Annotated in this window: 18 protein-coding genes and 3 pseudogenes; 2 read left to right on the top strand and 19 right to left on the bottom strand. The window is 71.6% G+C overall.

Features of this window, described 5'->3' with window-relative positions; translation table 11 throughout:
• Positions 1-2: 2 nt before the first annotated feature.
• The 15 genes and pseudogenes from E4N62_RS10870 to E4N62_RS10800 all read right to left on the bottom strand — a co-directional run bounded on the left by E4N62_RS10870 (position 3) and on the right by E4N62_RS10800 (position 18,225).
• The gene (locus tag E4N62_RS10870) at positions 3-851 is read right to left on the bottom strand and encodes a TatD family hydrolase (RefSeq protein ID WP_230213695.1); all 849 of its coding nucleotides are present in this window, start codon (positions 849-851) and stop codon (positions 3-5) included.
• Entirely contained in the window at positions 851-1,555 is a 705-nt protein-coding gene (locus E4N62_RS10865; RefSeq protein WP_374116967.1) for an EboA domain-containing protein, read from the bottom strand. Before E4N62_RS10865 ends, E4N62_RS10870 begins: the two co-directional genes overlap by 1 nt.
• A pseudogene (locus E4N62_RS10860) lies at positions 1,552-2,461 on the bottom strand (sugar phosphate isomerase/epimerase family protein). Before E4N62_RS10860 ends, E4N62_RS10865 begins: the two are co-directional and overlap by 4 nt.
• On the bottom strand, positions 2,458-3,621 hold the full coding sequence (locus E4N62_RS10855) for an inositol-3-phosphate synthase (protein WP_230213694.1): 1,164 nt from the start codon (positions 3,619-3,621) through the stop codon (positions 2,458-2,460). Before E4N62_RS10855 ends, E4N62_RS10860 begins: the two are co-directional and overlap by 4 nt.
• A gap of 120 nt (positions 3,622-3,741) precedes the next feature.
• Positions 3,742-5,169, bottom strand: coding sequence for a ThuA domain-containing protein (locus tag E4N62_RS10850; RefSeq protein WP_230213693.1), 1,428 nt, complete (start codon positions 5,167-5,169; stop codon positions 3,742-3,744).
• A 9-nt stretch (positions 5,170-5,178) separates the two neighbouring features.
• Positions 5,179-7,680 carry a PQQ-dependent sugar dehydrogenase gene (locus E4N62_RS10845; RefSeq protein ID WP_230213692.1) on the bottom strand — a complete coding sequence of 834 codons (2,502 nt, stop codon included), beginning with the start codon at positions 7,678-7,680 and terminating at the stop codon, positions 5,179-5,181.
• Positions 7,681-7,772: 92 nt separating this feature from the next.
• Positions 7,773-8,777 carry a sugar phosphate isomerase/epimerase gene (locus E4N62_RS10840; RefSeq protein ID WP_230213691.1) on the bottom strand — a complete coding sequence of 335 codons (1,005 nt, stop codon included), beginning with the start codon at positions 8,775-8,777 and terminating at the stop codon, positions 7,773-7,775.
• A gap of 59 nt (positions 8,778-8,836) precedes the next feature.
• Positions 8,837-10,136: pseudogene (locus E4N62_RS10835) on the bottom strand (Gfo/Idh/MocA family protein); the annotation flags it as partial.
• A 150-nt stretch (positions 10,137-10,286) separates the two neighbouring features.
• Positions 10,287-11,324: a substrate-binding domain-containing protein gene (locus tag E4N62_RS10830; protein WP_230213690.1), complete on the bottom strand. Its 1,038-nt coding sequence runs from the start codon at positions 11,322-11,324 to the stop codon at positions 10,287-10,289.
• Between the two features lie 35 nt (positions 11,325-11,359).
• Entirely contained in the window at positions 11,360-12,379 is a 1,020-nt protein-coding gene (locus E4N62_RS10825; protein WP_230213689.1) for an ABC transporter permease, read from the bottom strand.
• Positions 12,376-13,958: pseudogene (locus tag E4N62_RS10820) on the bottom strand (sugar ABC transporter ATP-binding protein). Before E4N62_RS10820 ends, E4N62_RS10825 begins: the two are co-directional and overlap by 4 nt.
• A gap of 140 nt (positions 13,959-14,098) precedes the next feature.
• Positions 14,099-15,280 (bottom strand): ROK family transcriptional regulator, encoded by a 1,182-nt coding sequence (locus E4N62_RS10815; RefSeq protein WP_230213688.1) that lies wholly within the window; start codon positions 15,278-15,280, stop codon positions 14,099-14,101.
• A 485-nt stretch (positions 15,281-15,765) separates the two neighbouring features.
• Positions 15,766-16,440, bottom strand: coding sequence for a GntR family transcriptional regulator (locus E4N62_RS10810; RefSeq protein WP_184901597.1), 675 nt, complete (start codon positions 16,438-16,440; stop codon positions 15,766-15,768).
• Between the two features lie 203 nt (positions 16,441-16,643).
• Complete coding sequence (locus tag E4N62_RS10805) at positions 16,644-17,582, bottom strand: beta-ketoacyl-ACP synthase III (protein ID WP_230213687.1); 939 nt, start codon at positions 17,580-17,582, stop codon at positions 16,644-16,646.
• A gap of 166 nt (positions 17,583-17,748) precedes the next feature.
• Positions 17,749-18,225 carry a hypothetical protein gene (locus tag E4N62_RS10800; protein WP_230213686.1) on the bottom strand — a complete coding sequence of 159 codons (477 nt, stop codon included), beginning with the start codon at positions 18,223-18,225 and terminating at the stop codon, positions 17,749-17,751.
• A gap of 214 nt (positions 18,226-18,439) precedes the next feature.
• On the opposite strand from E4N62_RS10800, the gene E4N62_RS10795 reads away from it, so the two are divergent.
• Entirely contained in the window at positions 18,440-19,351 is a 912-nt protein-coding gene (locus E4N62_RS10795; protein WP_230213685.1) for a M23 family metallopeptidase, read from the top strand.
• 23 nt (positions 19,352-19,374) lie between these two features.
• Here E4N62_RS10795 and E4N62_RS10790 read toward each other — a convergent pair whose 3' ends face one another.
• The 3 genes from E4N62_RS10790 to E4N62_RS10780 all read right to left on the bottom strand — a co-directional run bounded on the left by E4N62_RS10790 (position 19,375) and on the right by E4N62_RS10780 (position 22,016).
• Positions 19,375-20,328, bottom strand: coding sequence for a serine/threonine-protein kinase (locus tag E4N62_RS10790; RefSeq protein WP_308184893.1), 954 nt, complete (start codon positions 20,326-20,328; stop codon positions 19,375-19,377).
• A complete protein-coding gene (locus E4N62_RS10785) occupies positions 20,325-21,182 on the bottom strand; it encodes a serine/threonine protein kinase (RefSeq protein WP_268269154.1) in 858 nt (285 codons plus the stop codon). The genes E4N62_RS10790 and E4N62_RS10785 overlap by 4 nt, the downstream gene beginning before the upstream one ends.
• Before the next feature lie 210 nt (positions 21,183-21,392).
• The gene (locus E4N62_RS10780) at positions 21,393-22,016 is read right to left on the bottom strand and encodes a hypothetical protein (protein ID WP_230213683.1); all 624 of its coding nucleotides are present in this window, start codon (positions 22,014-22,016) and stop codon (positions 21,393-21,395) included.
• A 297-nt stretch (positions 22,017-22,313) separates the two neighbouring features.
• On the opposite strand from E4N62_RS10780, the gene E4N62_RS10775 reads away from it, so the two are divergent.
• Entirely contained in the window at positions 22,314-22,862 is a 549-nt protein-coding gene (locus E4N62_RS10775) for a YciI family protein (RefSeq protein WP_230213682.1), read from the top strand.
• Between the two features lie 69 nt (positions 22,863-22,931).
• Here the strand turns inward: E4N62_RS10775 and E4N62_RS10770 are convergent, their stop codons facing one another.
• Positions 22,932-23,930 (bottom strand): glycosyltransferase family 2 protein, encoded by a 999-nt coding sequence (locus E4N62_RS10770; protein ID WP_308184892.1) that lies wholly within the window; start codon positions 23,928-23,930, stop codon positions 22,932-22,934.
• Positions 23,931-23,973 lie beyond the last annotated feature (43 nt).

Here is a 23,973-nt window from a genome sequence, read left to right as displayed (position 1 = left end):
GGTCACTCACCGCCGCGCAGGATGCTGTTTCCCTCGTGCGTGGCGTCCGTCGTGACGACGTCCAGGTCGAGCCGGCCGCTGAGTCCGTAGAACGCCACCGGGTTGCGCCACAGCACCAGGTCGACGTCGTCCTCGTCGAACCCGGCCGCGAGCAGGGCGTCGGCCACCTTGCGGGTCTTCAGGGGGTCGCTCCTGCCCCAGTCGGCGGCGGAGTCGACCAGCGCCTTCTCCGGGCCGAACGTCTTGAGGACGGCGACCATGCGCTCCTCGTCCATCTTGGTGTCGGGATAGACGGAGAACCCGAGCCAGGCGCCGCTGTCCCTGGCCTCCTCGACGGTGGTCTCGTTGAGGTGGTCGAGCAGCACCCGTTCGACGGGCAGGGCGGAGGCCCGTACGACGTCGAGGGTGCGGCGCAGGCCGGCGAGCTTGTCCCGGTGCGGGGTGTGGACGAGGGCGGGCAGCCCGTGGTCGGCGGCCAGCTGGAGTTGGTGTTCGAGCGCGTGGTCCTCGGCCGGGGTCATGGAGTCGTAGCCGATCTCGCCGACCGCCACGACCCCGTCCTTCAGCAGGTAGCGGGGCAGCTGGTCCAGGACCGGGGTGCAGCGCGGGTCGTTCGCCTCCTTGGGGTTGAGGGCGAGCGCGCAGTGGTGGGCGATGCCGTACTGGGCGGCGCGGAAGGGTTCCCAGCCGAGCAGGGAGTCGAAGTAGTCGACGAAGGACTCGGGCGATGTGCGGGGCTGGCCCAGCCAGAAGGCCGGCTCCACGACCGCGCGGACGCCCGCCTCGCGCATCGCCTCGTAGTCGTCCGTGGTGCGTGACGTCATGTGGATGTGGGGGTCGAAGATGCGCATCAGGACTCCTCGCCGTCGAGGCCGGGCTCGGCGGACGGTGGGGGCGCGGTCAGGGCCAGGACGCGGTACAGGTCCTCGGGTACGGGACGGCCCGCGGCGGTGCGTTCCTCGGCGAAGGCGCGGAGCATGCGGGCGAGTTCGGTGTCGCCCGCGACGCGGCGGGGCAGGTCGGCGACCTCGTCGACGCGCACCCCGGTGAACAGGCACTTGAGGACGGCGTGCCGCCAGTGGTGCGGGGCCAGCCGGCGGGCGGCGTACGGGCCGAGCGCGGCGGCGACCAGGCGGGTGTCGTTGGTGCGCAGGGCGTCCTCCACGAGGTGCAGCGCTTCGGGGCCCGGCACGAGGTGGGTCAGCGCGTGCAGGACCGCGCGGCGTTCGTCGGCGGTGCCCTGGCGGTAGACCCGGGTGAGCGCGTCGGTGTCGGCGCGGGCCGCGTGCAGGATCAGGACGCGGACGGCGTCGGCGTGTTCGGTGCCGCAGCGTCGGCCCGCCTCGGCGAGGCGCAGCTCCCAGGGGGAGATGGGCCCGTGGGTGCCCGGGTGTTCGGCAGCCTCGTCCAGCGCCCTGCCCAGCCAGGCGTGGGCGGCGCCCGTGAGGTGGGCGTCCAGGTGGCGGCGCAGGTCGGCGGGGGCGGTGTGGGCCGGATGGTGTGCCGGGTGGGCGGGGTCGGCCGTCGGCGCGGGCGAGGTGCGGTCAGGGATCACGAGCTGCTCCCGGGATGGGTGGTGCGGCCGGTCGATCGGTGCGGAAGTGATCTGTGCGGGAGCGATCTGTGCAGGAAGGAGAGGGACTGTTCGGCGAAATGGGGGCCGGCGTGGGAGTGGCGGGGCAGTTCGACGACGGTCAGGGCGCCGTAACCGACGGCGGCCAGGGCCTCCAGCACGGGCGGGAAGTCGATCTCGCCCTCGCCGAACGGCAGATGCTCGTGGACGCCCCGTCGCATGTCCTCGATCTGGACGTGCCGCAGCCAGGGCGCGGCGGCGCGCACGCAGTCGGCCGGAGGGAGGGGTTCGAGGCACTGGCAGTGGCCGATGTCGAGGGTGAGGCCGAGTACGGCGGGGCTGTCGAGGGCCGCGCGGAGGCGGTGGAAGTCGGCGAGCGTGGCGAGGAGGTGGCCGGGTTCGGGTTCGATCGCGAGGGGGATGCCGGCGGCGGTGGCGGCGTCGAGGACGGGGGCGAGTGCGTCGGGGAGGCGTTTCCAGGCGGTGTCCTCGTCCGTGCCGGGCGGGGTGACCCCGCTGAAGCAGTGCACGGCGTGGGCGCCGAGGTCGGCGGCGACCCGCACGGCACGGACGAGCAGGTCGGCGCGGCGGGCGCGGTCGTCCGGGGGGGTCCAGCAGGGTGGGGCCGTGCTTGCGGCGCGGGTCCAGGACGTAGCGGGCCCCGGTCTCCACGGTGACGGACAGCCCGAGCTCGCCCAGCCGCCGCGCGAGCCGCCGGGTGCGGGCGGCGAGGTCGGGGGCGAGCGGGTCGAGGTGCATGTGGTCGAGGGTGAGACCGACCCCGTCGTACCCGAGGTCGGCGAGGAGAGCGAGCGCGTCGTCGAGCCGCAGATCGGCGAGCCCGTTGGTGCCGTAGCCGAAGGAGAGGGGGGTGGGTGGATGGTTCATCGGGTCTCCTCGCGTGGCCCCGGCCCGCCGCCCCTGTCATGCCGCCGCAGCCGCTCCGCGAAGCTCGCGAGCGCCGCGTACTGCTCCCCCAGTGCCGCCGGGCTCTCCCCCACCGGGTCCTTGAAATAGAAGCCCAGCTCGGCCAGGGGGCCGGAGAGGCCCGCTTCGTGGGCGCGGGCCAGGAGGCGGGCGAGATCGAGCACCAGCGGGGCGGCGAGGGCGGAGTCGCAGCCCTGCCAGGTGGTCTGGAGGACCATCCGGGTGCCGAGGAAGCCGTCGAAGGCGATGTGGTCCCAGGCGGTCTTCCAGTCACCGAGGGCGGGGACGTCGTCGATGTGCGTCTCGCCCTCGGGGGTCGCCCCGAGGCTGTCGGTCAGGACGCGCTCCTTGCCGGCGTTCTTGGCAGCGGCGGCGGCCGGGTCGGCGAGGGCGGCGCCGTCGCCCCCGCCGAGCAGGTTGGTGCCGGACCACGCCCGGACGGTCAGCGCCCGCTGCGCGAACATCGGGCCCAGGACCGAGCGGAGCAGGGTCTGCCCGGTCTTGCCGTCACGGCCGGCGTACGGGAGGCCGGAGGAGGAGGTGAAGGAGGCCAGGGACGGGTGGTGCAGGCCGGTCGAGGGGGTGAAGTTGACGTAGGGGCAGCCGGCGCGCAGGGCGGCCGCCGCGTAGAGGGAGCTGGGCGGCAGGGCCTCGCCGGTGGGCGCGGGCTCCGTCGACGCCACGTTCACCACCACGGCCCGGGTCAGCCCCCGGCGTCGTACGAAGTCCTGGATGTCGGCGGCGTGGGAGGAGATCAGCTCGTCGGGCGTGCGGGTGTCGCCCGGGAGGGGGCCGCCCGGCCTGATCTCCCCGTCGGCGGAGGCCAGTTCGGCGGCGACGGCCACCGGGAGGTCGTGAGGCAGGACGCCGCCGGAGGCCAGGGTCTCGGCCCGTTTGGGCAGGGGGCAGTCGACCGTGTCGTGGCCGCCGAAGACCAGCGAGGAGAGGGGCGGGAGACCCGCGCCGGCGAAGAGTGGGGACTCGGTGACCATGCCCGTCGGGGTGTGCAGGCCCGCCGTGACGGCCGCGCAGCCCGCGACGACGGTGGTGGCGACGGAACCTCGTGCTCCGATCAGCCAGACGCCGACGCTCGATGGGGGAACGGACACGGACGCGGACATGGGCAGCCTCCTCGTCGGGCCAGTGAGTCGAGCCGGTGAATCGAGCCGGTGAATCGAGCCGGTGAGGGTGAAAGGGGCGAGACGGCGAGCGGGGGTCCGGCGTCCCCCGCCCGCCGTCGCTCAGTCGCCCGGTGGCGGGTCCGCCCTGCCGGCGGCCCGCGCGGGCAGTTCCTTGACGCGGATGTCGCGGAAGGACACCTGGTCGGCGGATCCGTGGTTCTGGATGCCCACGTGACCGTCGCGCAGGCTCCGTACCGGATCCGTGTTGGTGAAGTCGTTGATCTTCACGCCGTTGAGCCAGACGCGGAGGCGCTCGCCCTCCACGCGGATCTCGTACGTGTTCCACTCCCCCGGCGGGTTCAGGGCGCGGTCGCGCTTCCTGATGTCGGCGGAGCGGAAGCCGTAGACGGACCCGGTCGTCCTCTCGGGTACGTCCGTGGCGTCGATCTGGACCTCGTAGCCGTTGTTCACGGCCGACCAGGGATCGTCGGAGGGCGGGAAGCCCACGAAGACACCGGAGTTGTCGTCGCCCGAAGGGCCGGACATCCTCCAGTCGAGCTTCAGGGAGTAGGACCCGAAGCTCCGGTCGGCGTACCAGAGCATGCCCATCCCGCCGGACGACGTGATCGTGCCGTCGTCGGACAGGGTGAAGGAGCCCGGACCCGCCTGCCGCCATGCCGCGAGCGAGCCGGCGGTGCCGTCGAACAGCGGCCGGTAGCCGTTCTCCGGACGGCAGTCGGCCTGGGCCTCGCCGATCGCCCACCGGATGCCGCCCAGCAGGTGCTGACGGAAGGCGGGTTCGACGAAGGACTCCTTGGTATGGCCGCCGCCGGTGTAGAAGGCGCGGCCGCCCTGGTACTCCTGGCACCAGGCGATCGGATGGTCGCTGTTCATGGTGCCGCCCGTGTACGACGACTCGTCGAGCGAGGCGAGGACATGGGCCCGCTCACGGGGGTTGGAGCGGTAGTTGTACCACTCGTCCGTGCGGTTCCAGGTGGCGCCCAGACCGGCGGTGGCCGGGTGGGCATGGTCCTCGACGTCGACCGTCGCGGGCTGGATCACGGGGTGCGACTGGAAGTACGCCCCCGCGAGCCCGCCGTAGAAGGCCCAGTCGTACTCGGTGTCGGCGGCCGCGTGGACGCCCACGTAGGCGCCTCCGCGTCTGATGTACCGCTCGAACGCGCCCTGTTGGGCAGCGTTCAGCACGTCACCGGTCGTGGAGAGGAAGACCACCGCGTCGTAGCGGCCCAGGTTCCACGAGGTGAACGCGCCGGCGTCCTCGGTGGCGTCGACCGTGAAGCCGTGGGCGGCGCCCAGTTCCCGTACGGCCGTGACGCCCTCGGGGATCGAGTCGTGGCGGAACCCGGCGGTCTTGGAGAAGACCAGCACCCGGCGCTCGTCCCCGTGACCCGCGCCGCCGGGACCGCCAGGGCCTCCGGAGGCGCCCGCGTCATCCGACACGGCGGGCCCCGTCACACAGCCGATCAGCAGGGCGGCACCACCCAGCGCCGCCCACAGGCGTCCTCGTCCGCGTCCGTATCCCGGCATGACGCCCCCTCACCGCTTCGTGAAGGTGAAGTCGTCCACGTCGAACAGGCCGCCCGAGCCGCTCCCCTTGAACACCAGGTACAGCGTGGTGGTGCCGCGCGGGGCGCGGGACAGGTTGGCGGTGACGTCCTGGAAGGTGTCCCAGCCGCCGGTCACCGGCACGGCCGCGCTGCCGAGGAGACGCCCGGTCGGCGAGCCCGCACGGACCTCCAGCTTGCCGCCGGCGCCCCCGGAGGAGATACGCGCGGTGATCTTCGTGGCGTTGGACAGGACGTACGGCTCGAAGGAGATCCAGTCGCCGTTGGAGATGTCCCCGACCGTCTTGCCGCCGTGGGCCGTGGGCTTCGTCTGGACCGCGACGCCGGAGGAGTCGCCGTAGTGCTCGGCCTGGCGGTGGGTGGGCTGGACGACGTTCTGGTCGTGGGTGGTCAGCGGCTCCTGTCCGCCGCCTCCGCCGTCGGTGTACTCGGCGTCGAACACCCCGAAGATGTTGGCGTTCTCGTCGTGGCCGCCGTCGGCGCTGGTCTGGATGGTGCCGGTGCAGCCGTTGGCGGAGGTCACCGGGTGGCCATGGCTGTCGTGGCCGAGGATGAAGGTGACCTTGACCTTGGCGCAGTCGATCGGGCGGCCGTCCTCCCGGTCGCTGACCCTCACCTTGAACGGCACGGCGTCACCGAAGGCGAACAGCTGCCCGTCCTGCGGGAGTTCCAGTGTCACCTTGGGCGCGGTGTTGCCGACCACGATCCGTACGCTGGCGCTGCCGGTGCGGCCCGAGGGGTCCTTCGCGGTCACGGTCGCCGTGTAGGTGCCGTTCTTCTTGTATGTGTGCGCGGGGTTCGCGGCCGTGGAGGTGGAGCCGTCGCCGAAGTCCCAGCTGTAGGTGAGGGCGTCGCCGTCCTGGTCGCTGGTGCCGGCGGAGGAGAAGCGCACCTTCAGCCGCGCCTGACCGGAGGTGCGGTCGGCGGCGGCCTGGGCGATCGGGGAGTGGCCGTCGGTGGCGTTCTCGATGCGGTACAGGGCGGAGTGCTCGTCGCCGCCGAACCAGGAGATGCCGTAGTCGAGGACGTACAGCGCACCGTCCGGGCCGAAGGCCATGTCCATGACCTGGGTGCCGGTCCAGGGCACGTTGTTGATCGACTGCACGGTGCCGTCGGCGTCGCTGGTGATCCGCTTGATCCAGCGGCGGCCGAACTCACCGGCGAAGAAGTCGCCGTCGTACGCCTCGGGGAACTTCACCGGGGAGTCGAGCGAGGCGTCGTAGTGGTAGACCGGGCCGCCCATCGGGGACTCGGAGCCGTCGCCGAACTCCGGAAGGGAATTGCCGTTGTAGGGGATCCAGGCGGGCTCGGCGGGCGGCAGGTCGGTGAGGCCGGTGTTGTTCGGCGAGGTGTTCTTCGGGGCCGCGCAGTCGAAGGCCGCGCCCGAGGTGCCGGTGGCGAAGTCGTAGTCGACATAGGCGTCGTTCATGCCGGTGCAGTACGGCCAGCCGAAGTTGCCGGGCTTGGTCACCCGGGCGAACTCGACCTGACCGGCCGGACCGCGCGAGGCACTGGCGGCGCCGGCGTCGGGGCCGTACTCGCCGACGTAGAGGATGCCGGTCTTCTTGTCGACACTGAAGCGGAACGGGTTGCGGAAGCCCATCGCGTAGATCTCGGGGCGCGTCTTGTCCGTGCCGGGCGCGAAGAGGTTGCCGTCGGGGACGGTGTAGGACCCGTCGGCGCCGACCTTGATGCGCAGGATCTTGCCGCGCAGGTCGTTGGTGTTGCCGGAGGTGCGCTGGGCGTCGAAGGCCGGGTTGCGGTTGGACCGCTCGTCGATGGGGGTGAAGCCGTCCGACTGGAACGGGTTGCTGTCGTCGCCCGTCGAGAGGTACAGGTTCCCGGCGGCGTCGAAGTCGATGTCACCGCCGACGTGGCAGCAGATGCCCCGGGAGGCGGGGACGTCGAGGACCTTCTTCTCGCTGGCCTTGTCGAGGGTGCCGTCGGTCTTCAGGACGAAGCGGGAGAGCCGGTTGACGCCGTCGAAGGGCGCGAAGTCCGCGGCCGTGCCGGTCTCGGGGGCGTCACCGGCCGGGGTGTTCAACGGGGGCGCGTAGTACAGGTAGATGAAGCGGTTGTCGGCGAAGCCCGGGTCGACGCCTATGCCCTGGAGGCCCTCCTCGTCGTGGCTGTACACGTCGAGCTTGCCGGCGAGCCTGGTGTTGCCCGCCGCGTCGGTCAGCCGCAGTTCGCCGTCGCGCGAGGTGTGCAGGACGGAGCGGTCGGGGAGGACGGCGAGCGACATGGGCTCGCCGACCTCCGGCTCGCCCTTGGCGAGGGTGACCTGCTGGAAGTCCTCGGCGGCCGCCGCCTTCGGCTCGGTGTCCGCCGCGCCCGCCGGGGGCGCGGTGAGGGAGAGCGAGGCGCCGGCGAGCAGCAGACCGGTCAGCAGGGCGATCGGTCCGCGCAGTCCGCGGCGTCTGAAGGTGCTGGTGGCGCTGGTGGGGTGTCTGTTGTCGTCGTACGGGTGCACGAGATGCCTCCAGTAAGGGGCTGGTCGTACGGGGGTGTGCGGGTGTGTGCGGTACGCCGGGGTGCGCCGTCACCCCGGAAGACAGGGGAGCGTTACTCGTTGCCGCCGAACGCCGCGTCGAACGAGGCCGTCGGGGGTTCGAAGTCGAACGCCTTGAGGCGCGCGAGGGCTTCGGGGGCGCCCTGGAGCCGGTCCATGCCGGCGTCCTCCCACTCCACGGAGATCGGGCCCCGGTAGTCGATCGAGCGGAGCATCCGGAAGACGTCCTCCCAGGGGACGTCGCCGTGGCCGGCCGAGACGAAGTCCCAGCCCCGGCGCGGGTCGCCCCAGGGCAGGTGCGAGCCGAGGCGGCCGTTGCGTCCGTCGAGCCGCTTGCGGGCCTCCTTGCAGTCGACGTGGTAGATCCGGTCGCGGAAGTCCCACAGGAACCCGACCGGGTCGAGGTCCTGCCACACGAAGTGCGAGGGGTCGAAGTTCAGCCCGAACGCCGGACGACGGTCAACTGCATCCAGCGCACGCTGAGTTGTCCAGTAGTCATAGGCGATCTCGCTCGGGTGGACCTCGTGCGCGAACCGCACGCCCTGGGCGTCGAAGACGTCGAGGATCGGGTTCCAGCGCATGGCGAAGTCGTCGTAGCCGCGCTCGATCATCGCCTCGGGGGCGGGCGGGAACATGGCGACCAGGTGCCAGATGGCCGAGCCGGTGAAGCCGATGACGGTGTCCACGCCGAAGGCGGCGGCGGCCCGCGCGGTGTCGGCCATCTCGGCGGCGGCCCGCTGCCGCACGCCCTCGGACTCGCCGTCGCCCCAGATGCGGGCGGGCAGGATGGCCCGGTGACGTTCGTCGATGATGGCGTCGCACACCGCCTGCCCGACCAGGTGGTTGGAGACGGCCCAGCACTTCAGGCCGTACTTCTCCAGGAGTTGGTGGCGGGAGTCGACGTACGACGGGTCGGCGAGGGCCTTGTCGACCTCGAAGTGGTCGCCCCAGCAGGCGAGTTCGAGACCGTCGTAGCCGAAGTCGCGGGCGAGGCGGCAGACCTCTTCGAGGGGGAGGTCGGCCCACTGGCCGGTGAAGAGCGTGAAGTCGCGCGGCATGTGCGGGCCTCCTCAGGCCGTTGTGGGGGTGTGGGACGGTGCGGGGACGGGAAGTGGGTCGGGGTGTAGACGGAGTTCTTCTCGGCGCTCTCCTCGACCGCCGCGAGCACCCGCTGCACCTGCAGTCCGTCCGCGAACGAGGGCTCGGGCCGTCGGCCGGCCGCCACGGCGTGGACCAGGTCTCGGGCCTGGTGGACGAAGGTGTGCTCGTAGCCGAGGCCGTGCCCCGGCGGCCACCAGGCGTCGAGGTAGGGGTGGTCGGGTTCGGTGACGAGGATGCGGCGGAAGCCGGCGTGGGCGGCGGGCTCGGTGTGGTCGTGGTAGGAGAGTTCGTTGAGCCGTTCGAGGTCGAAGGCCAACGAGCCGCGTTCACCGTTGAGTTCGATGCACAGGGCGTTCTTGCGGCCGGTGGCGAAGCGGGTGGCCTCGAAGGAGGCGACGGCTCCGGAGGCGAAGCGGCCGGTGAACAGGGCCGTGTCGTCGACGGTGACCGCACCTCGGCCCGCGGTGCCGGCGGAGGACGCGAGACCACTGGTCGCCCCGGCCGGCAGGGGCCGTTCGCGTACGAAGGTCTCCGTCAGCGCGGACACTCCGACCACCGGCTCGCCCGCCAGGTACTGCGCGAGGTCGACGATGTGGGCGCCCAGGTCGCCGAGCGCCCCGGAACCGGCGGACTCCTTGCGCAGCCGCCAGGTCAGCGGGAACTCCGGGTCCACGAGCCAGTCCTGAAGGTATGTCACCCGTACGTGCCGCAGGGTGCCCAGTCGGCCCTCGGCGACCATGCGGCGGGCGAGCGCGGTGGCGGGCAACCGACGGTAGTTGAAGCCCACCATCGCCAACCTGCCCTGTGCGTAAGCCTCTTCGGCCGCCGACGCCATCCGCTCCGCCTCCGCCACGGTGTTGGCGAGCGGCTTCTCGCAGAGCACGTGCTTGCCGGCGGCCAGCGCGGCGAGCGCGATCTCGGCGTGGCTGTCGCCGGGGGTGCAGATGTCCACGAGGTCGATGTCGTCGCGGGCGATCAGCCGCCGCCAGTCGGTCTCCGTCCCCGCCCACCCGTGCCGGTCCGCCATGGCCCGCACCGCGTCCGCGTCCCGCCCGCAGACGGCGGCGAGCACGGGGGTGAGCGGCAGGTCGAAGACGCGCCCCGCCGTGCGCCACCCCTGCGAGTGCGCGGCCCCCATGAAGGCGTACCCGACCATCCCGACCCGCAACTGCGGCTTGTACGCCCCTCCGGCGAGCCCCGCGGGCCACTCCCCGGCACGAGGACCGGCACCGGCCGGACCGGCCCCGGGCCCCGCGTCGGGCCCCTGCGCTCCTGACCTCCGCCTCGGCCTGGTCGGGCTGCTGCGGCTGTCCCATGCGTGTGTCCTCCTCGTGGTGGCGCGGTGGGGTGGGGCCCGGGTCGGCGGTCCGGGGCCGGGTCCCGCGTCGTCCCGGCCCCCGGTCGCGGTCGGGTCCGTGGTCCCGGTCGGGTCCGTGGTCCCGGTCGGGTCCGTCGGGCGGGACCCGTCACTTGAAGCCGGTGGCCATGTACTGGTCGACGTTGTCCTTGTCGACGACGGCCGAGTACAGCGTCAGCGAGGACGGGATCTCGAACTCGGCGAGGCCACCGACCCCCTTGCCCTGGCCGAGGGCGCGGGCGAGGTCGATCGCGGAGGCGGCCATGGTCGGCGGGTAGAGGACGGTCGCCTTGAGGACCCCGTCGTCCTTCTTGATCGCCTGGAACGCGGAGAGCGCGCCCGCGCCGCCGACCATCAGGAAGTCGTCGCGCCCGGCCTGCTCGATGGCGCGCAGGGCGCCGACGCCCTGGTCGTCGTCGTGGTTCCACAGGGCGTCGAAGTTCGACTGGGCCTGCAGGAGTTGGGCCATCTTGGCCTGCCCGGACTCGACGGTGAACTCGGCGGCCTGCCGGGCGACCTTCTTGATGTTCGGGTAGTTCTTCAGGGCGTCGTCGAAGCCCTGGGTGCGCTGCTTGGTCAGCTCCAGGTTGTCCAGCCCGGCGAGCTCGATGACCCGGGCGTCGCTCTTGTCCTTGAGCTTCTCGCCGATGTAGTGGCCGGCGTTGAGGCCCATGCCGTAGTTGTCGCCGCCGATCCAGCAGCGGTACGCCTGCGGGGAGTTGAAGATCCGGTCGAGGTTGACCACGGGGATGCCGGCCCGCATCGCCTTGAGGCCGACCTGGGTGAGCGCCTTGCCGTCGGCCGGCAGCACGACCAGGACGTCGACCTTCTTGTTGATGAGGGTCTCGATCTGCCCGATCTGCTGGGCGGTGTCGTTCGACCCCTCGGTGATCTCCAGGGTGACGTCCTCGTACCGCTCGGCGCGGCTCTTGGCGTTCTGGTTGATCGCGTTGAGCCAGCCGTGGTCGGCCTGCGGTCCGGCGAAGCCGATGGTGACCGCCTTGCCGGGCTTGTCGTCGGCGGCGGGCTGGTCGTTCGCGGCCGGGTCGTCCTTGGTCTCGTTGCTGGTGCAACCTACGAGGAGGGCGCCTGCCGAGACGGCGGCGGTCCCGAAGAGCAGTCCTCTGCGGCTGGTGAACTCTGGCATGGCGGTGGACCTTTCGCGTGTCGGCTCTTCGGTGGTCAGGTCGTGCTGGCCGTGCGTCGCTGGACCAGGACCGCGGCGACGATGATCGCGCCCTTGGCGATCTGCTGGACGTCGCTCTGCAGGTTGTTGAGCGCGAAGATGTTGGTGATCGTGGTGAAGATCAGGACGCCGAGGACGGAGCCGGTGATGGTGCCCCGGCCACCGCTGAGCAGGGTGCCGCCGATGATCGCGGCGGCGATGGCGTCGAGTTCGTAGAGGTTGCCGTTGGTGTTCTGGCCCGAGCCGGAGAGCACGATCAGCAGGAAGGCGGCGATGCCGCAGCACAGTCCGGAGAGCAGGTACAGATAGAGCCGCTGGCGGCGGACGTCGATGCCCGCGAGCCGGGCCGCCTCCGCGTTGCCGCCGACGGCGACCGTGCGCCGGCCGAAGGTCGTGCGGTTCAGCACGAGCCAGCCGATGATCGTCACGAGTGCGAAGACCAGGACGAGCGGCGGGATACCGAGGACGTACGCGTCGCGTTCTCCGAGGTCGAGGATGGCGTCGACGGTGACGACCTGGGTGCTGCCGTCGGTGATCTGGAGGGCGAGTCCGCGGGCCGAGGCGAGCATGGCGAGGGTGGCGATGAAGGGGACCATCCCGCCGTAGGCGATGAGCAGTCCGTTCACCAGGCCGCAGCCGACGCCGACGATCACCGCCGTGAAGAGGATGCCGGCGAAGCCGTACTCCTGTGTGGCCACGGTCGTCGCCCACACCGACGCCAGGGCGACGATCGCCCCCACCGACAGGTCGATGCCGCCGGAGGTGATGACGAAGGTCATGCCGACGGTGACCACGCCGATGACGGAGGCCTGGGTGAGGACGAGTTGGAGGTTGCGGGTGTCGAGGAACTCGTCGGGCCGGGTGGCGCCGCCGATGACGATCAGCGCCGCCAGGACACCGAGGAGCGAGAGGGTGCGCACGTCGGCGCGGAACACGAGGGTGCGCCAGGCCGGCGGTTCACTGACGGGGGGCGCCTTGTCGGCGCCGTCCCGGGGCGGGGACACGGGCTGGGTCATGACGCCGGGCTCCCTTCACCGGTCGCGGGGCTCCCCGCACCGGCCACCGGACTTGCCACACTGGCCACCGGGCTTCCTTCCATCACGAGGTCGAGGACACGGTGTTCGTCGAGCTCACGGGCGGGCGCGGTGTGCACGACCCGTCCCTCGCGCAGGACGAGCACCCGGTCGGCGAGGCCGAGGACTTCGGGCACCTCGCTGGAGACCAGCAGTACGGCGAGCCCTTCGTCGGCGAGCCGGCGCACCACCGCGTACAGCTCGGCGCGGGCTCCGACGTCGACGCCCCGGGTCGGCTCGTCGAGCAGCAGGACCCGGCAGCCGCGCAGCAGCCAACGGGCGAGGACCGCCTTCTGTTGGTTGCCTCCGGAGAGGGTGCGGACGGGGACGGCCGGGTTGTCGGGGCGCAGGGACAGCTCGCGGGTCGCCGCGCGCGCTCCTTTCAGCTCCGCCGCCCGGTCGATCCAGCCGACGCGTGCGAAGCGGGACATCGACGACACGGAAACGTTTCTGGTGACGGACTCCAGCATCAGCAGCGCCTGCGCCTTGCGCTCCTCGGGTGCGAGCCCGAGCCCGGCCCGTACGGCGGCCCGTACACTGCCGAGCCTCAACTGCCGCCCTTCCACGGTGACTTGACCGGCATTGGGCTTGCGTGCGCCGTAGATCGTCTCCAGGATCTCCGAGCGTCCGGAGCCGACGAGTCCGGCGAGCCCCACGATCTCGCCGGGCCGCACGTCCAGGTCGAACGGCTCGAACTCCCCGGCGCGCGCCAGTCCCCGCACCTGGAGGACGGGCTCGACGGCGGCCGGGGCGCGGGCGGGCGGTCGGGGAAGACGTACTCGACGTTGCGCCCGGTCATCAGGGCCACGACCTCGCGCGTCGGCGTGGACTTCGCGGGCAGCCCGCCCGCCACGGCCCGCCCGTCCTTCAGTACGGTCACCCGGTCGCCGATCCGGCGGATCTCCTCCAGGCGGTGCGAGATGTAGACGACGGCCACGCCGTCGGCGGTCAGGTCGCCGACGATCCTGAACAGGTTGTCGACCTCGTCCGGGTCGAGGGCGGCCGAGGGTTCGTCCATCACGATCAGCCGTACGTCGTGGGAGAGCGCCCGCGCCATGGAAACGATCTGCTGCTGCGCGGCCGACAACTCACCCACCAGCCGCGCCGGATCGACCTCCGGATGGCCGAGTCGCTTGAGCAGCGCGGCCGTCGACGCCCGCGCCGCCTTCCCTCGTACGACGAAGCCGGCCGCGGTGGGCTCGTGTCCGAGGTGGACGTTCTCGGCCACCGACAGCCCCTCGACCAGGTCGAGTTCCTGGTAGATGGTGGCGATGCCGAGGCGCATGGCGGCGATCGGGGACTTGAGGGTGACGGGTTCGCCCCGCCAGGTGATGGTGCCGTCGTCGGGCTGGTGGGCACCGGCCAGGACCTTGATCAGGGTGGACTTCCCGGCGCCGTTCTGGCCGAGCAGGCAGTGGACCTCTCCGGCCTGGACGTCGAGGTCGACGCCGTCCAGGGCCCGGACTCCGGGGAACGACTTGGTGATGCCGGACATGGTGAGCAGCGGTAATTCTGGTGCCATGAGTTCCCCTTGGCGGGCGTGCGGGCCGGTTTCAGGGCGAAGCCGTCTGCTGGGCAGGCGTTTCGGGCAGGGCGAGGCAGAGCGCTGTGCTGGTGGGCCCGGGCGGTCGAGGGCCTAGGCGGGTGCGAACGGAAGAGGGCTCACGCGGGTGAGAACAGGTGGTCGCTGATGAGACGGGCCGCGCCGATGACTCCGGCGGTGGGCCCCAACTCCCCCAGCACGATGGGCAGATTGTTGGTCGCGAGAGGCAGTGACTGACGGTAGACCTGGGTGCGGATGGCGGCGAGCAGGGTGTGGCCGAGGCCGGTCACTCCGCCGCCGATCACCACCAGGCCGGGGTTGAAGAAGCTGACGAGTCCGGCGATGACCTGGCCGGTGCGGTTGCCGCCCTCGCGTATCAGGTCGAGCGCGGTGGCGTCGCCGGCGGCGGCCGCGGCGGCCACGTCGACGGCGGTGAGGGTGCCGTTGGTCTCCAGACGCGAGGCGAGTTCCGCCGAGAGTCCCTGCTGGGCGGCTTCCCCGGCGTCGCGGGCGAGGGCGGCGCCGCTGAAGTGGGCCTCCAGGCAGCCCCGGTTGCCGCAGGCGCAGGGGCGGCCGTCCGGTACGGCGAGGATGTGCCCGATGTCGCCGGCGCTGCCCGTCGTACCGCGGTGGACCTCACCACCGACGACGATGCCACAGCCGATGCCGGTGCCGATCTTGACGCAGAGGAAGTCGCCCACGGAACGGGCCACGCCCGCGTGCATCTCCCCCATCGCCATCAGGTTCACGTCGTTGTCGACCATGACGGGGCAGCCGAGTTCCTGGCTGAGCGCCTCGCGGACCGGGAACCCGTCCCAGCCCGGCATGATCGGCGGGGCGACCGGGACGCCCTCCGGGAAGCGGACCGGTCCGGGGACGCCGATGCCGGCGCCGTCGAACCCTTCCGCGAGCCCGGAGGCCTTGAGCTTGGCCGCCATGGACAGCACCTGCTCGAAGACGGCGACGGGGCCCTCCCGGACGTCCATCGGCTGATTGATGTGCCCGAGGATCTCCAACTCGGCGTTGGTGACAGCCACATCGATCGAGGTGGCGCCGATGTCCACGCCCAGGAAACGCAGTTGGGGAGCGAGGCGGATGTTGTGCGACCGGCGGCCACCGCGCGAGGCGGCGAGTCCGTCGGCCACGACCAGTCCCGTCTCCAGGAGCCGGTCCACCTCCACGGCCAGTTTCGACCGCGAGAGGTCCACCCGATCGCCCAGCTGGGCCCGCGAGTTGGGCCCTCCGTCCCGCAACAGCCGCAGCAGCCGAGCCTGATGCGCGTTCGCGGGTCGAGCCGTCATACGTCTCACAAGCCCCTCCCCGCCTCAACCGGCCGCAACGTCCTTCGGGTTCCGGCCACTTCGCCGCGACCGTCCTTTCGCAGGGGAACGTAGCAGCGGCTGCCGGGGCTGGGAAGAAGTTGCGCAGGAATTGCCGTCAACTTTCTCCACTGAGAGGACAAAGGGCGTCACGGCGGCGGGCCGGGACATGCACGCCCCGCAGGGTGCGACCGCCGAGGAGCAGGGCGGAGGCGGTCCACCGGGCGAGCAACGGCGCCCAGCTGCCACCAACTCACCGCGCCCGCCCACCAGCGACGACGCGCCACGAGCGGCTGTCGGCGCCGAGGTCCACGAGGGCCAAGGCCCACGAGGTTCAGGACGTCCGGGTCCGCGACGGCCGAGGCCCGCGACGGCCGAGGCCCACGACGGTCTGGCGCCCCGCGTCGGCGGCGCGCGAAAAGGGCGGCCGTCTCAGAGACAGCGGCCGCCCTGCTCGTGAATCTCCCTCACTTCTCCCGCTCGTGGTACGTCTTGCGGGTGTGTTCCGTGTGGGCCCGCATGACCTCCGTGGCCCGCTGTTCGTCGCGGCCCGAGATCGCCGCGATGAGTTCGCGGTGCTCGATCCAGGACTGGTGGCCGCGTTGCCGGGCGACCGGGGTGTAGTACCAGCGCACACGGCGGTCGACCTGGGCGGCGAGTTCGGCGAGGACCGTGTTGCCGGCCAGCTCCATGACCTTGGCGTGGAAGCGGGCGTTGAGGGCGACGGCCGCGTCGACGTCGTCGGCCTCGACGGCCCGCTCGCCCTCCGCGCAGAGCTCCTCCAGGGCCGTGATGCCCGCCGTACCGGCGTTCGCCGCGGCGAGACGGGCGGCCTCGGCCTCCAGCAGGGTGCGGACGGTGAGGAGTTGGTCGGCCTCCGCCTCCGTCGGCTCGTGCACGAACGCGCCCTGGGCGGGCCGGAGGTCGACCCACCCCTCGGTGTTGAGCCGCTGCAGGGCCTCGCGGACGGGCTGCCGGGAGACCCCGAGGTGCCCGGCGAGTTCGCTCTCGACGAGGTGCTGGCCGGGGCGCAGCGCACGGGTGGTGATGAGTTCGAGCAGGGCCTCGTAGACGCGGTCGCGCAGTGGACCGGGGCGTTCGAGCTTGGGCACGGCCCCTTGCGGAAGTCCTGTCGACAACATTGGGGTCCCCCTCCAGAGCACCACTGGATGTCACGCACACGGAAAGTCAACGGCCCGTACTGGAAAGAACTCGGAAGAACGGGAAAATCCAAGTCAACAGCCAGTATGGATTGGCTTTCGTCTACAGTCTACGGGCCACAATGGCCAGCCCGATGGAGGGTCGGACTCGTCACATCGCCGTCATCGCGCCACGAACGCCCTGCTCAGGGGCAGCGGACCACCTGTCCGGCGTAGGACAGGTTGCCGCCGAAGCCGAACAGCAGCACGGGGTCGCCGGAGGAGATCTCGCCGCGTTCGACGAGCTTGGAGAAGGCGAGGGGGATGCTGGCGGCCGAGGTGTTGCCGGAGTGGACGACGTCCCTGGCGACGACGGCGTTCACCGCGCCGATCTTCTCGGCGAGGGGCTCGATGATGCGCAGGTTGGCCTGGTGCAGTACGACCGCGGCGAGGTCGGCGGGGGTGAGCCCGGCCTTCTCGCAGGCGGCGCGGGCGATGGGCGGCAGCTTGGTGGTGGCCCAGCGGTAGACGCTCTGCCCCTCCTGTGCGAACCGGGCGGGGGTGCCCTCGATCCGTACGGCGTTGCCCATCTCGGGCACCGATCCCCACAGCACCGGCCCGATGCCGGGCTCCTCGGCGGCCTCGACGACGGCCGCGCCCGCGCCGTCCCCGACGAGGACACAGGTGGTGCGGTCGGTCCAGTCGGTGACCTCGGACATCTTGTCGGCGCCGATGACGAGGGCCCGGGTGGCGGCGCCCGCGCGGACGGCGTGGTCGGCGGTGGCCAGGGCGTGGGTGAACCCGGCGCACACGACGTTGACGTCCATGGCGGCCGGGTTCGGGATGGAGAGCCGGTGCGCGACCCGGGCCGCCATGTTCGGGGAACGGTCGACGGCGGTGGAGGTGGCGACCACGACCAGGTCGATGGCCTCCGGACCGAGTCCGGCGGCGGCGAGCGCCTTGGCGGCGGCGTGCCCGGCCAGCTCGTCCACCGGCTCGTCGGGGCCCGCGATGTGCCGGGTGCGGATGCCCACTCGGCTCGTGATCCACTCGTCACTGGTGTCGACCAGGCCCGCCAGGTCCTCGTTGGTGAGGACCTTGGCGGGCTGGTAGTGGCCGACGGCGGCGATTCGCGAGCCGTTCATGGGTGGTTCCCCTCGTTGCCTGTGGTCAGCGGGATCCACCAGTCTGATCAGTGACTCACGGGTACGAGGGCGGGTGAGGCGACAGTAAAGCGCGGCCCGAGTTGTGGGCTTCTGTCAGACCCGCGACGAGTTCCGGCGTGATCAGCGTGCCCGGGGCGATGTGCCCTCAGCAGATATCGAGGCGATTGAAGTCGTACGTCACGTGGTCCGGGACCGTGTAGATGGTGTTGTAGCTCGCAGGCATGTACCTGTGGTGGTTGGGCCCCCAGAAATGGACCACGGCTCCGCCAGTCTGGTTGTTGCGAACAGCGAGCGCGTCGATGAAGTTCGAGAGCGACCGCGTATCGCACTTGAACAGGTGGAAGACGCTGTGCTTGCCGTCGCCTTGGCCAACCGACACGCAGGCGATTCCACTTGCCTCGGAGCACCACCTCAACCACCAGTCCCGATCCTTGCTCGGGATATCCCGCCACACCTGCTCGCCCGAGAACAGCGGGTAGATCTCCGGCGTCCATGCGGCCGCTCCGGTCGCACCGTTCGGTGCTGCCTGTGCCGGTGCCTGCGCCGCCAGCGGAAGGGCCACCGCGGCGATCATCGTCGCGACCATCGCAGCCGCCCGCTTGCTGATCCTTCTCAACCTCACGTGATCTCCTCCGGTTAGTCGCGACCGATGCGGCTGTGCACCGACGGTTCGCAAGCTAGCCGTGGGACTGCGGGACAGGGCATCCGGAACGTGCGGGGGTACCTTTCCCTGCCGCATCGGGCACCGTGGCGACGCGACAGCCATGGCGATCGGTGACAGGGAGGGGTGGGGCTACATGCGGTTCCGACGAGGGAGAGGTCCGGGCTCAGGGGCCATGGCTCTGGTGGTGTTCGTGGCTCTCCTGACGACGCTGGCGGCCACGGCACCGGCCACATCGGCCGCGCCGGGAGCCGCGCGCTCGGCGGCAGCGGCGCCGGCCGCCAGACCCGACTTCAGACTGCCCTTCGCCTGCGGGCAGAAGTGGCAGCTGCAGACGTACCGAGGGCACGCGCCGGACGACAAGAAGCTCGACATGTACCGGGTCGGCGGGAACACCCTCGGCGCCCTGGTGGCCGCGTCCGCGGCCGGCACGGTCACCGAGCTCTTCGAGCCGGGTGGCCTGGAGATCAACCACGGCAACGGCTGGTTCACGGTCTATCTGCACATGGACCGCATCGACGTACGCCGCGGGCAGCAGGTCGCCTCCGGAGCCACGCTCGGGCGGCTGGGCCTGGTCGGCACCACCTCCGCACACCTGCACTACGAGCAGTTGTACGACACCAACGGGGACAACAACGGCGAGAACGACGAGATCGTCCACCCGGTGATCCAGGGGACCGAGTACCGGCTGTCACCGGACGACACCTTCCCCCAGGTGACCAGCACCAACGCCTGCGGCGGCGGTGGCGGTGGCCAGCCGGCGCGGTACTGGGTGGACACCTTCGCCGACGCGACCGGTTACGCCGCCGTCGACTGCGTCGGCGACAGCAGGCCCGCGTGCGCGCCTCAGGGCAAGCTCTACAAGGGCACCAACTACGTCCTGTGCAAGCTGCGGGGGGACAAGGTGGAGGTGGGGACCTCCTACAACCACTACTGGCTGCTGACCGACCTCGACGAGGTGGTGCCCGGTGGGAAGGCCCGTGCCTTTGTGTCGGCGTACTACCTCCAGCGCTGGGGGAACGACGAGGCGAGGGGCAACGACGGCGTCGTGATCCGCAACTGCGAGCCCCACGAAGGTCCCCGGTGACGTCTCAGCTCCCAGGTGACGTCTCACGGACCGGCGGGCGGCACCGGCGCCCGCCGCATCCGGGTGAGCAGGCTTTCCGCGGTGTGGACGGCGCGCTGGGCGTGCGTCGGCGCCAGGCAGTCGGCGGCCAGTTCGCGCCAGACGGGCGGTACGGCGTCGTCCAGACGCAGCGGGGCGCGCCCATGGGCGTACTCCTGCACCGCCGCCCCGCGTGCCACCGGTGTGGCCCCGGGGAACGGTGAGGTCCCGCCGGCGAACATCTCGTGGATCACGATGCCGAGAGCCCAGATGTCGTGGCTGGGCCACACCTGCACGCCGCGCTCGTCCAGCGGGGCCCTCCAGCGTTCCGGGGGCAGATAGTCGGGGGTGCCCAGTGGCGGCATATGGCCGTGGGTGCCGTCGGGGCTGTCCAACTCGGCGGCGAGACCGAAGTCGGAGAGTCGGACGGAACCGTCGGCCATGATCAGTACGTTGTCGGGCTTGAGATCGCCGTGCACCCAGTTGATGCCGTGCAGATGGGCCAGACCTTCGCAGATCCCGGTGAGGATGCGCGACGCCGCGGGCTCCGTCGGCGCCGGGCCGTCCTGTTCGAGGAGCTGGCGCAGGCTGTGCTCCGCCCGCTCCATGATCAGGACGACGGCTCCGTCCAGAGCGGGGTCGCCGGGTTCGCTGAGCACGACCGAGTCGAGCATCCGGATCAGTCGTGGATGGCGGGTCCGGCGCCCGAACTCGGTCTCGCGCCGGGCGGTCTCCACGAGAGCGTGCGCCTGACGTGGGGCCAGTCCGACGGTGGGCAGGAACTTGAGCGCGACGGCTCGCTCCCGCCCGCCCTCGGACCGGCCTCGCGGTTCGTCGCCCCTCGGGCTCGCGGGTCGGCCCTCGTGGACGGTTCCCCAGCCCCCGCTCGCGATCCGTTCCCCGACCTCCCAGTCGCCCACCCGGTAGCCGGCCGGTAAGTGGGCCAGGGGCGCGCTCATCCGACGCACGCTCTCGCCCGTACGCCTTCCGCCACGCGCGGAGGCAGCAGACCCAGGTGCTCCTCGCGGACCAGTCCGAAGCGGAGTGCGAGCCCGACGATCGCCTCGCGCTTGCCGTTGCGGCGGGCGCTGGGCCCCGGGTCCGTCGCGGAGCCGGCGACCAGCCGGAGCTTCTCCTCGGCGAGGTAGTCGATGTGGGAGCTGACGGCACGGGCGGTGAGCCCGCGGTGCCCCGGGCAGTTCCTGAGACGTTCGACGATCTGGGGCGTGGTCGGCACGGCGATCACCGACTCGTCGCGCAGCCGGGGCTCGCAGAGCGCCACCAGGATCAGGAAGTAGGTGGCGGTCTCGTCCAGGGAGTAGGCGACGAGGGTCTGTGTCCCCCACCGGCCGCCCGCGAGCTGCGCGCGGTCGGCGTCGAGGTACACGTGATCCGGCGCGAACACCTGGAAGCTCACCGTCGCCCCCCGGGTGGGCAGGACGACCCGGGCGAACTCGAAGGGGATGGGTGCCCCGGCCCGGCGCGGTGGGACGCGTAAGTACTCCCCGGCCCCCTCCGGGTTCTCCACCAAGTAGCTCTGGGTAGCACTGAAGTTGCTCAACTGCCAGTGGTCCTCGGCCACCCGTATCTCGCCCGCCAGCCGGGAGACCGCCGGATCGCCGAGCCGCACCTCCACCGGGGTGTCGGCCGAACCGCGCCCGAACCGGGCGACGTCCCCCGGTCCCAGACGCAGGGTCACCGGCGCCGCACCTTGTCCCCGGGCCTCGACGCGGCCCCCGTTCTCCACCCCGTGGCCGCAACCACCTCCGTTCCTCTGTCCGTCCCGCGGAAGATGAATCGTCACTCCGCTCATCACAACGCCCCCGATCCTTGCCGCCCCGTCCCGTCCGCCCTGACGGACACCGCCGACCGAGGTCGCGATGCCCGCATGTGCCTCGGACGCCACAGGAACGCGTTCCGTTCGCTCTCCGCCCCGGCCCCGTGCGCCGGCAGTGGTACGGGGCCGTCCTTCCGTCCCCCCTGACGGGAGGACGGCCCCTGGCACTGTGCGGTGGACGTCCGGTCAGTACAGCTTGTTGACGGCCGTGGTCGTGGTCTTCTTGAAGGCAGCCACGGGCGCACCGGTGAAGTCGCCCAACTGCTGCCACCGCACGACGGTGACGGTCTTGCCGTCCCGTCCCACCGACAGCAGGGAGACATCGGTGGACCCGCCCGCCGTCTCGACGTTCACGCCGCGGACATGGGCGCCCTCCTCCACCGGCAGCGTGCCGAAGTCCCGGCCCTCGGCGTCGACGTCGGGCGAGTTCGCCTCCAGGCGGTCGGCGCAGGTGCGGATCAGGTCGTCGTAGTGCTTCGCCAGGGCCTTGGCCTGGGAGGCCGAGCCCGTCACGGCGGTCAGCTGCACGGCGCTGGTGTCCACGTCGGTGCGGAACTCCCGGTGCCGGTAGTCCCAGTCGAGCACGCCCTCCGTGCTCACACTGACGCCGAGGGCCTCCGGGAACCCCTCGGTGACCGGCCCGGCGGTCCAGGACGACGTCGGGTGCGGGGGCAGCTGGGACGCCGACAGGAACTTGGGCGCGGCGGCCTTCGTTGCGGCCCCGGCGGCCGGCGCCGTCGACACCGCGCCCGCCGAGAGGGCGGCGACGGCGAGAGCGGCGAGAACGCTCGTACGCATACGCATGGACATGGGTGTTCCCCCTGGGTTGAGTGGTGCGTGGTCATGAACGCCCCGAAGAGACCGGTGGTCGGCCGGGCCCCGCTCGGTGCGACACCAAGAGCATCAGCGGTCACAACAGCCGGGCGCAACAGCCGACGGCCCATCGAGCACCCTGGAACCGTCCCACCCAACCTGACCTGCGGTTAGATGGGTGCCTGGGATACGGTCGCGGCCACGTTTGGCCGTACGTCGCGAAGGGCCCGGTCGCGAAGGGCCCGGTCGCTAAAGTCCGTTGAGCCACCGCCGGATGTCGGGGAGGGTCTGGTCATGGAGTACTTCTGCTACCACCGCGACCGGCCCGGCTCCCTCCCGTTGCGCGAGGAACTGCTGGAGCAGCACTGGTCCTACATGGACGGGTACGAGAAGGAGCTGATCGCGCGCGGCCCGACGTTCGCCGGTGACGGCGAGACTCCCACCGGCAGCGTGCACATCGTCGACCTGCCCGATCCCGCCGCCGCCCGCGCGTTCGCCTTCGACGAGCCCAACTACCAGGCGGGCTCGTACCGGGACGTGCTGCTGCGCCGGTGGCGGAATCTGCTGGGGCGCACCATGTGGGAGTTTCCGGGTGGCGCCGGCGGCGGCACCCGGTACCTGGTGCTCGGCCTCGGCTCGGGGCCGGCCGCCGACGTCGACGTACCGTCCGACCGGGACGATCTGATCGCGTACGGGCCGCTGCTGTCCGACGACGGCACCGCGTGGCTGGGGACCGCGGTGCTGCTCAGGGCCCCGGACCCGGACTCGGCACGCGCCGTCCTGACCGCGGACCGGTACGCCACCGTCGAGGTCCACGACTGGGAGTTCGGCGGCCGGCGCTGAGGCGGTGTCGGCGTCGGTTCGGCGGCCGGCGCTACGGCGGTGTCGGCGTCGGCGTCGGGACGGACCGGGTCAACGGCTGCCCGAGACGTTCCTGGCGGGCACAGGGCCGGTGCCCGGCCGGTGCCCCGTGTAGCGAGGTCGGCGGCCCGGCGCCGCGTAGGCCAGGTGCACGAGACGGGAGTGTTCCTGACGCATGCGCATCAAGGACTCCAGGATGTAGCCGACGAGCAGGACGAGCACGGCGATCGTCATGATCGCGGCGGCGAGGATCGCCGTGGGGATGCGCGGCACGGTGCCCGTGCGGATGAACTCGGCGATGACGGGGATGCCGAGGACGACCGAGACGAAGGCCAGGATTCCCGCGACCACGGTGTGGACGAGCGAGGGCCGCTCGCGCCGGGCGAGATCGAGGATGACCCGCAGGATGCGCCAGCCGTCCCGGAAGGTGCGCAGTTTGCTCTCGCTCCCGGCGGGTCTGACCCGGTAGTCCACCTCCACCTCGGCCGTGGGCAGCCGGAGGTGGAGCGCGTGGATGGTCATCTCGGTCTCGGTCTCGAACTGGCGGGCCAGCGCCGGGAAGGACTTGACGAAGCGGCGCGAGAAGACGCGGTAGCCGCTCAGCATGTCGGTCACGTCGTTGCCGAACAGGAACCGCACCGCGCCGGTGAGCAGCCTGTTGCCGGTCGCGTGCCCCACCCGGTAGGCCTCGCTGACGGTCTCCCGGCGGGCGCCGACCACCTGGTCGTACGGCCCCTCGAAGAGCAGGTCGACCAGGTCGCGTGCCCGGGACGCGTCGTAGGTGTCGTCGCCGTCGATGAGCAGCAGGGCGTCGGCGTCGACATCGGCGAAGGCCCGCCGGATGACGTTGCCCTTTCCCTTGCGCGGTTCCTGACGGACGATCGCGCCCGCTGCCCGGGCGACCTCCACCGTGCGGTCGGTCGAGGCGTTGTCGTACACGTAGATGTCCGCCTCGGGGAGCGCCATCCTCAGGTCGCGCACCACCTTGCCGACGGCGGCCTCCTCGTTGTGACACGGCACGACACACGCGATCGTCGGTTGCACGGCCACTCCTTGCCTGACCCGCCGTCGGACGACGACAGAACTACGGATG

This window comes from Streptomyces sp. MNU76, from assembly GCF_020982545.1.
GTDB lineage: Bacteria > Actinomycetota > Actinomycetes > Streptomycetales > Streptomycetaceae > Streptomyces.
The sequence above is the reverse complement of the archived record's forward strand: the minus strand, read 5'-3'. Positions and strand labels throughout refer to the sequence as shown.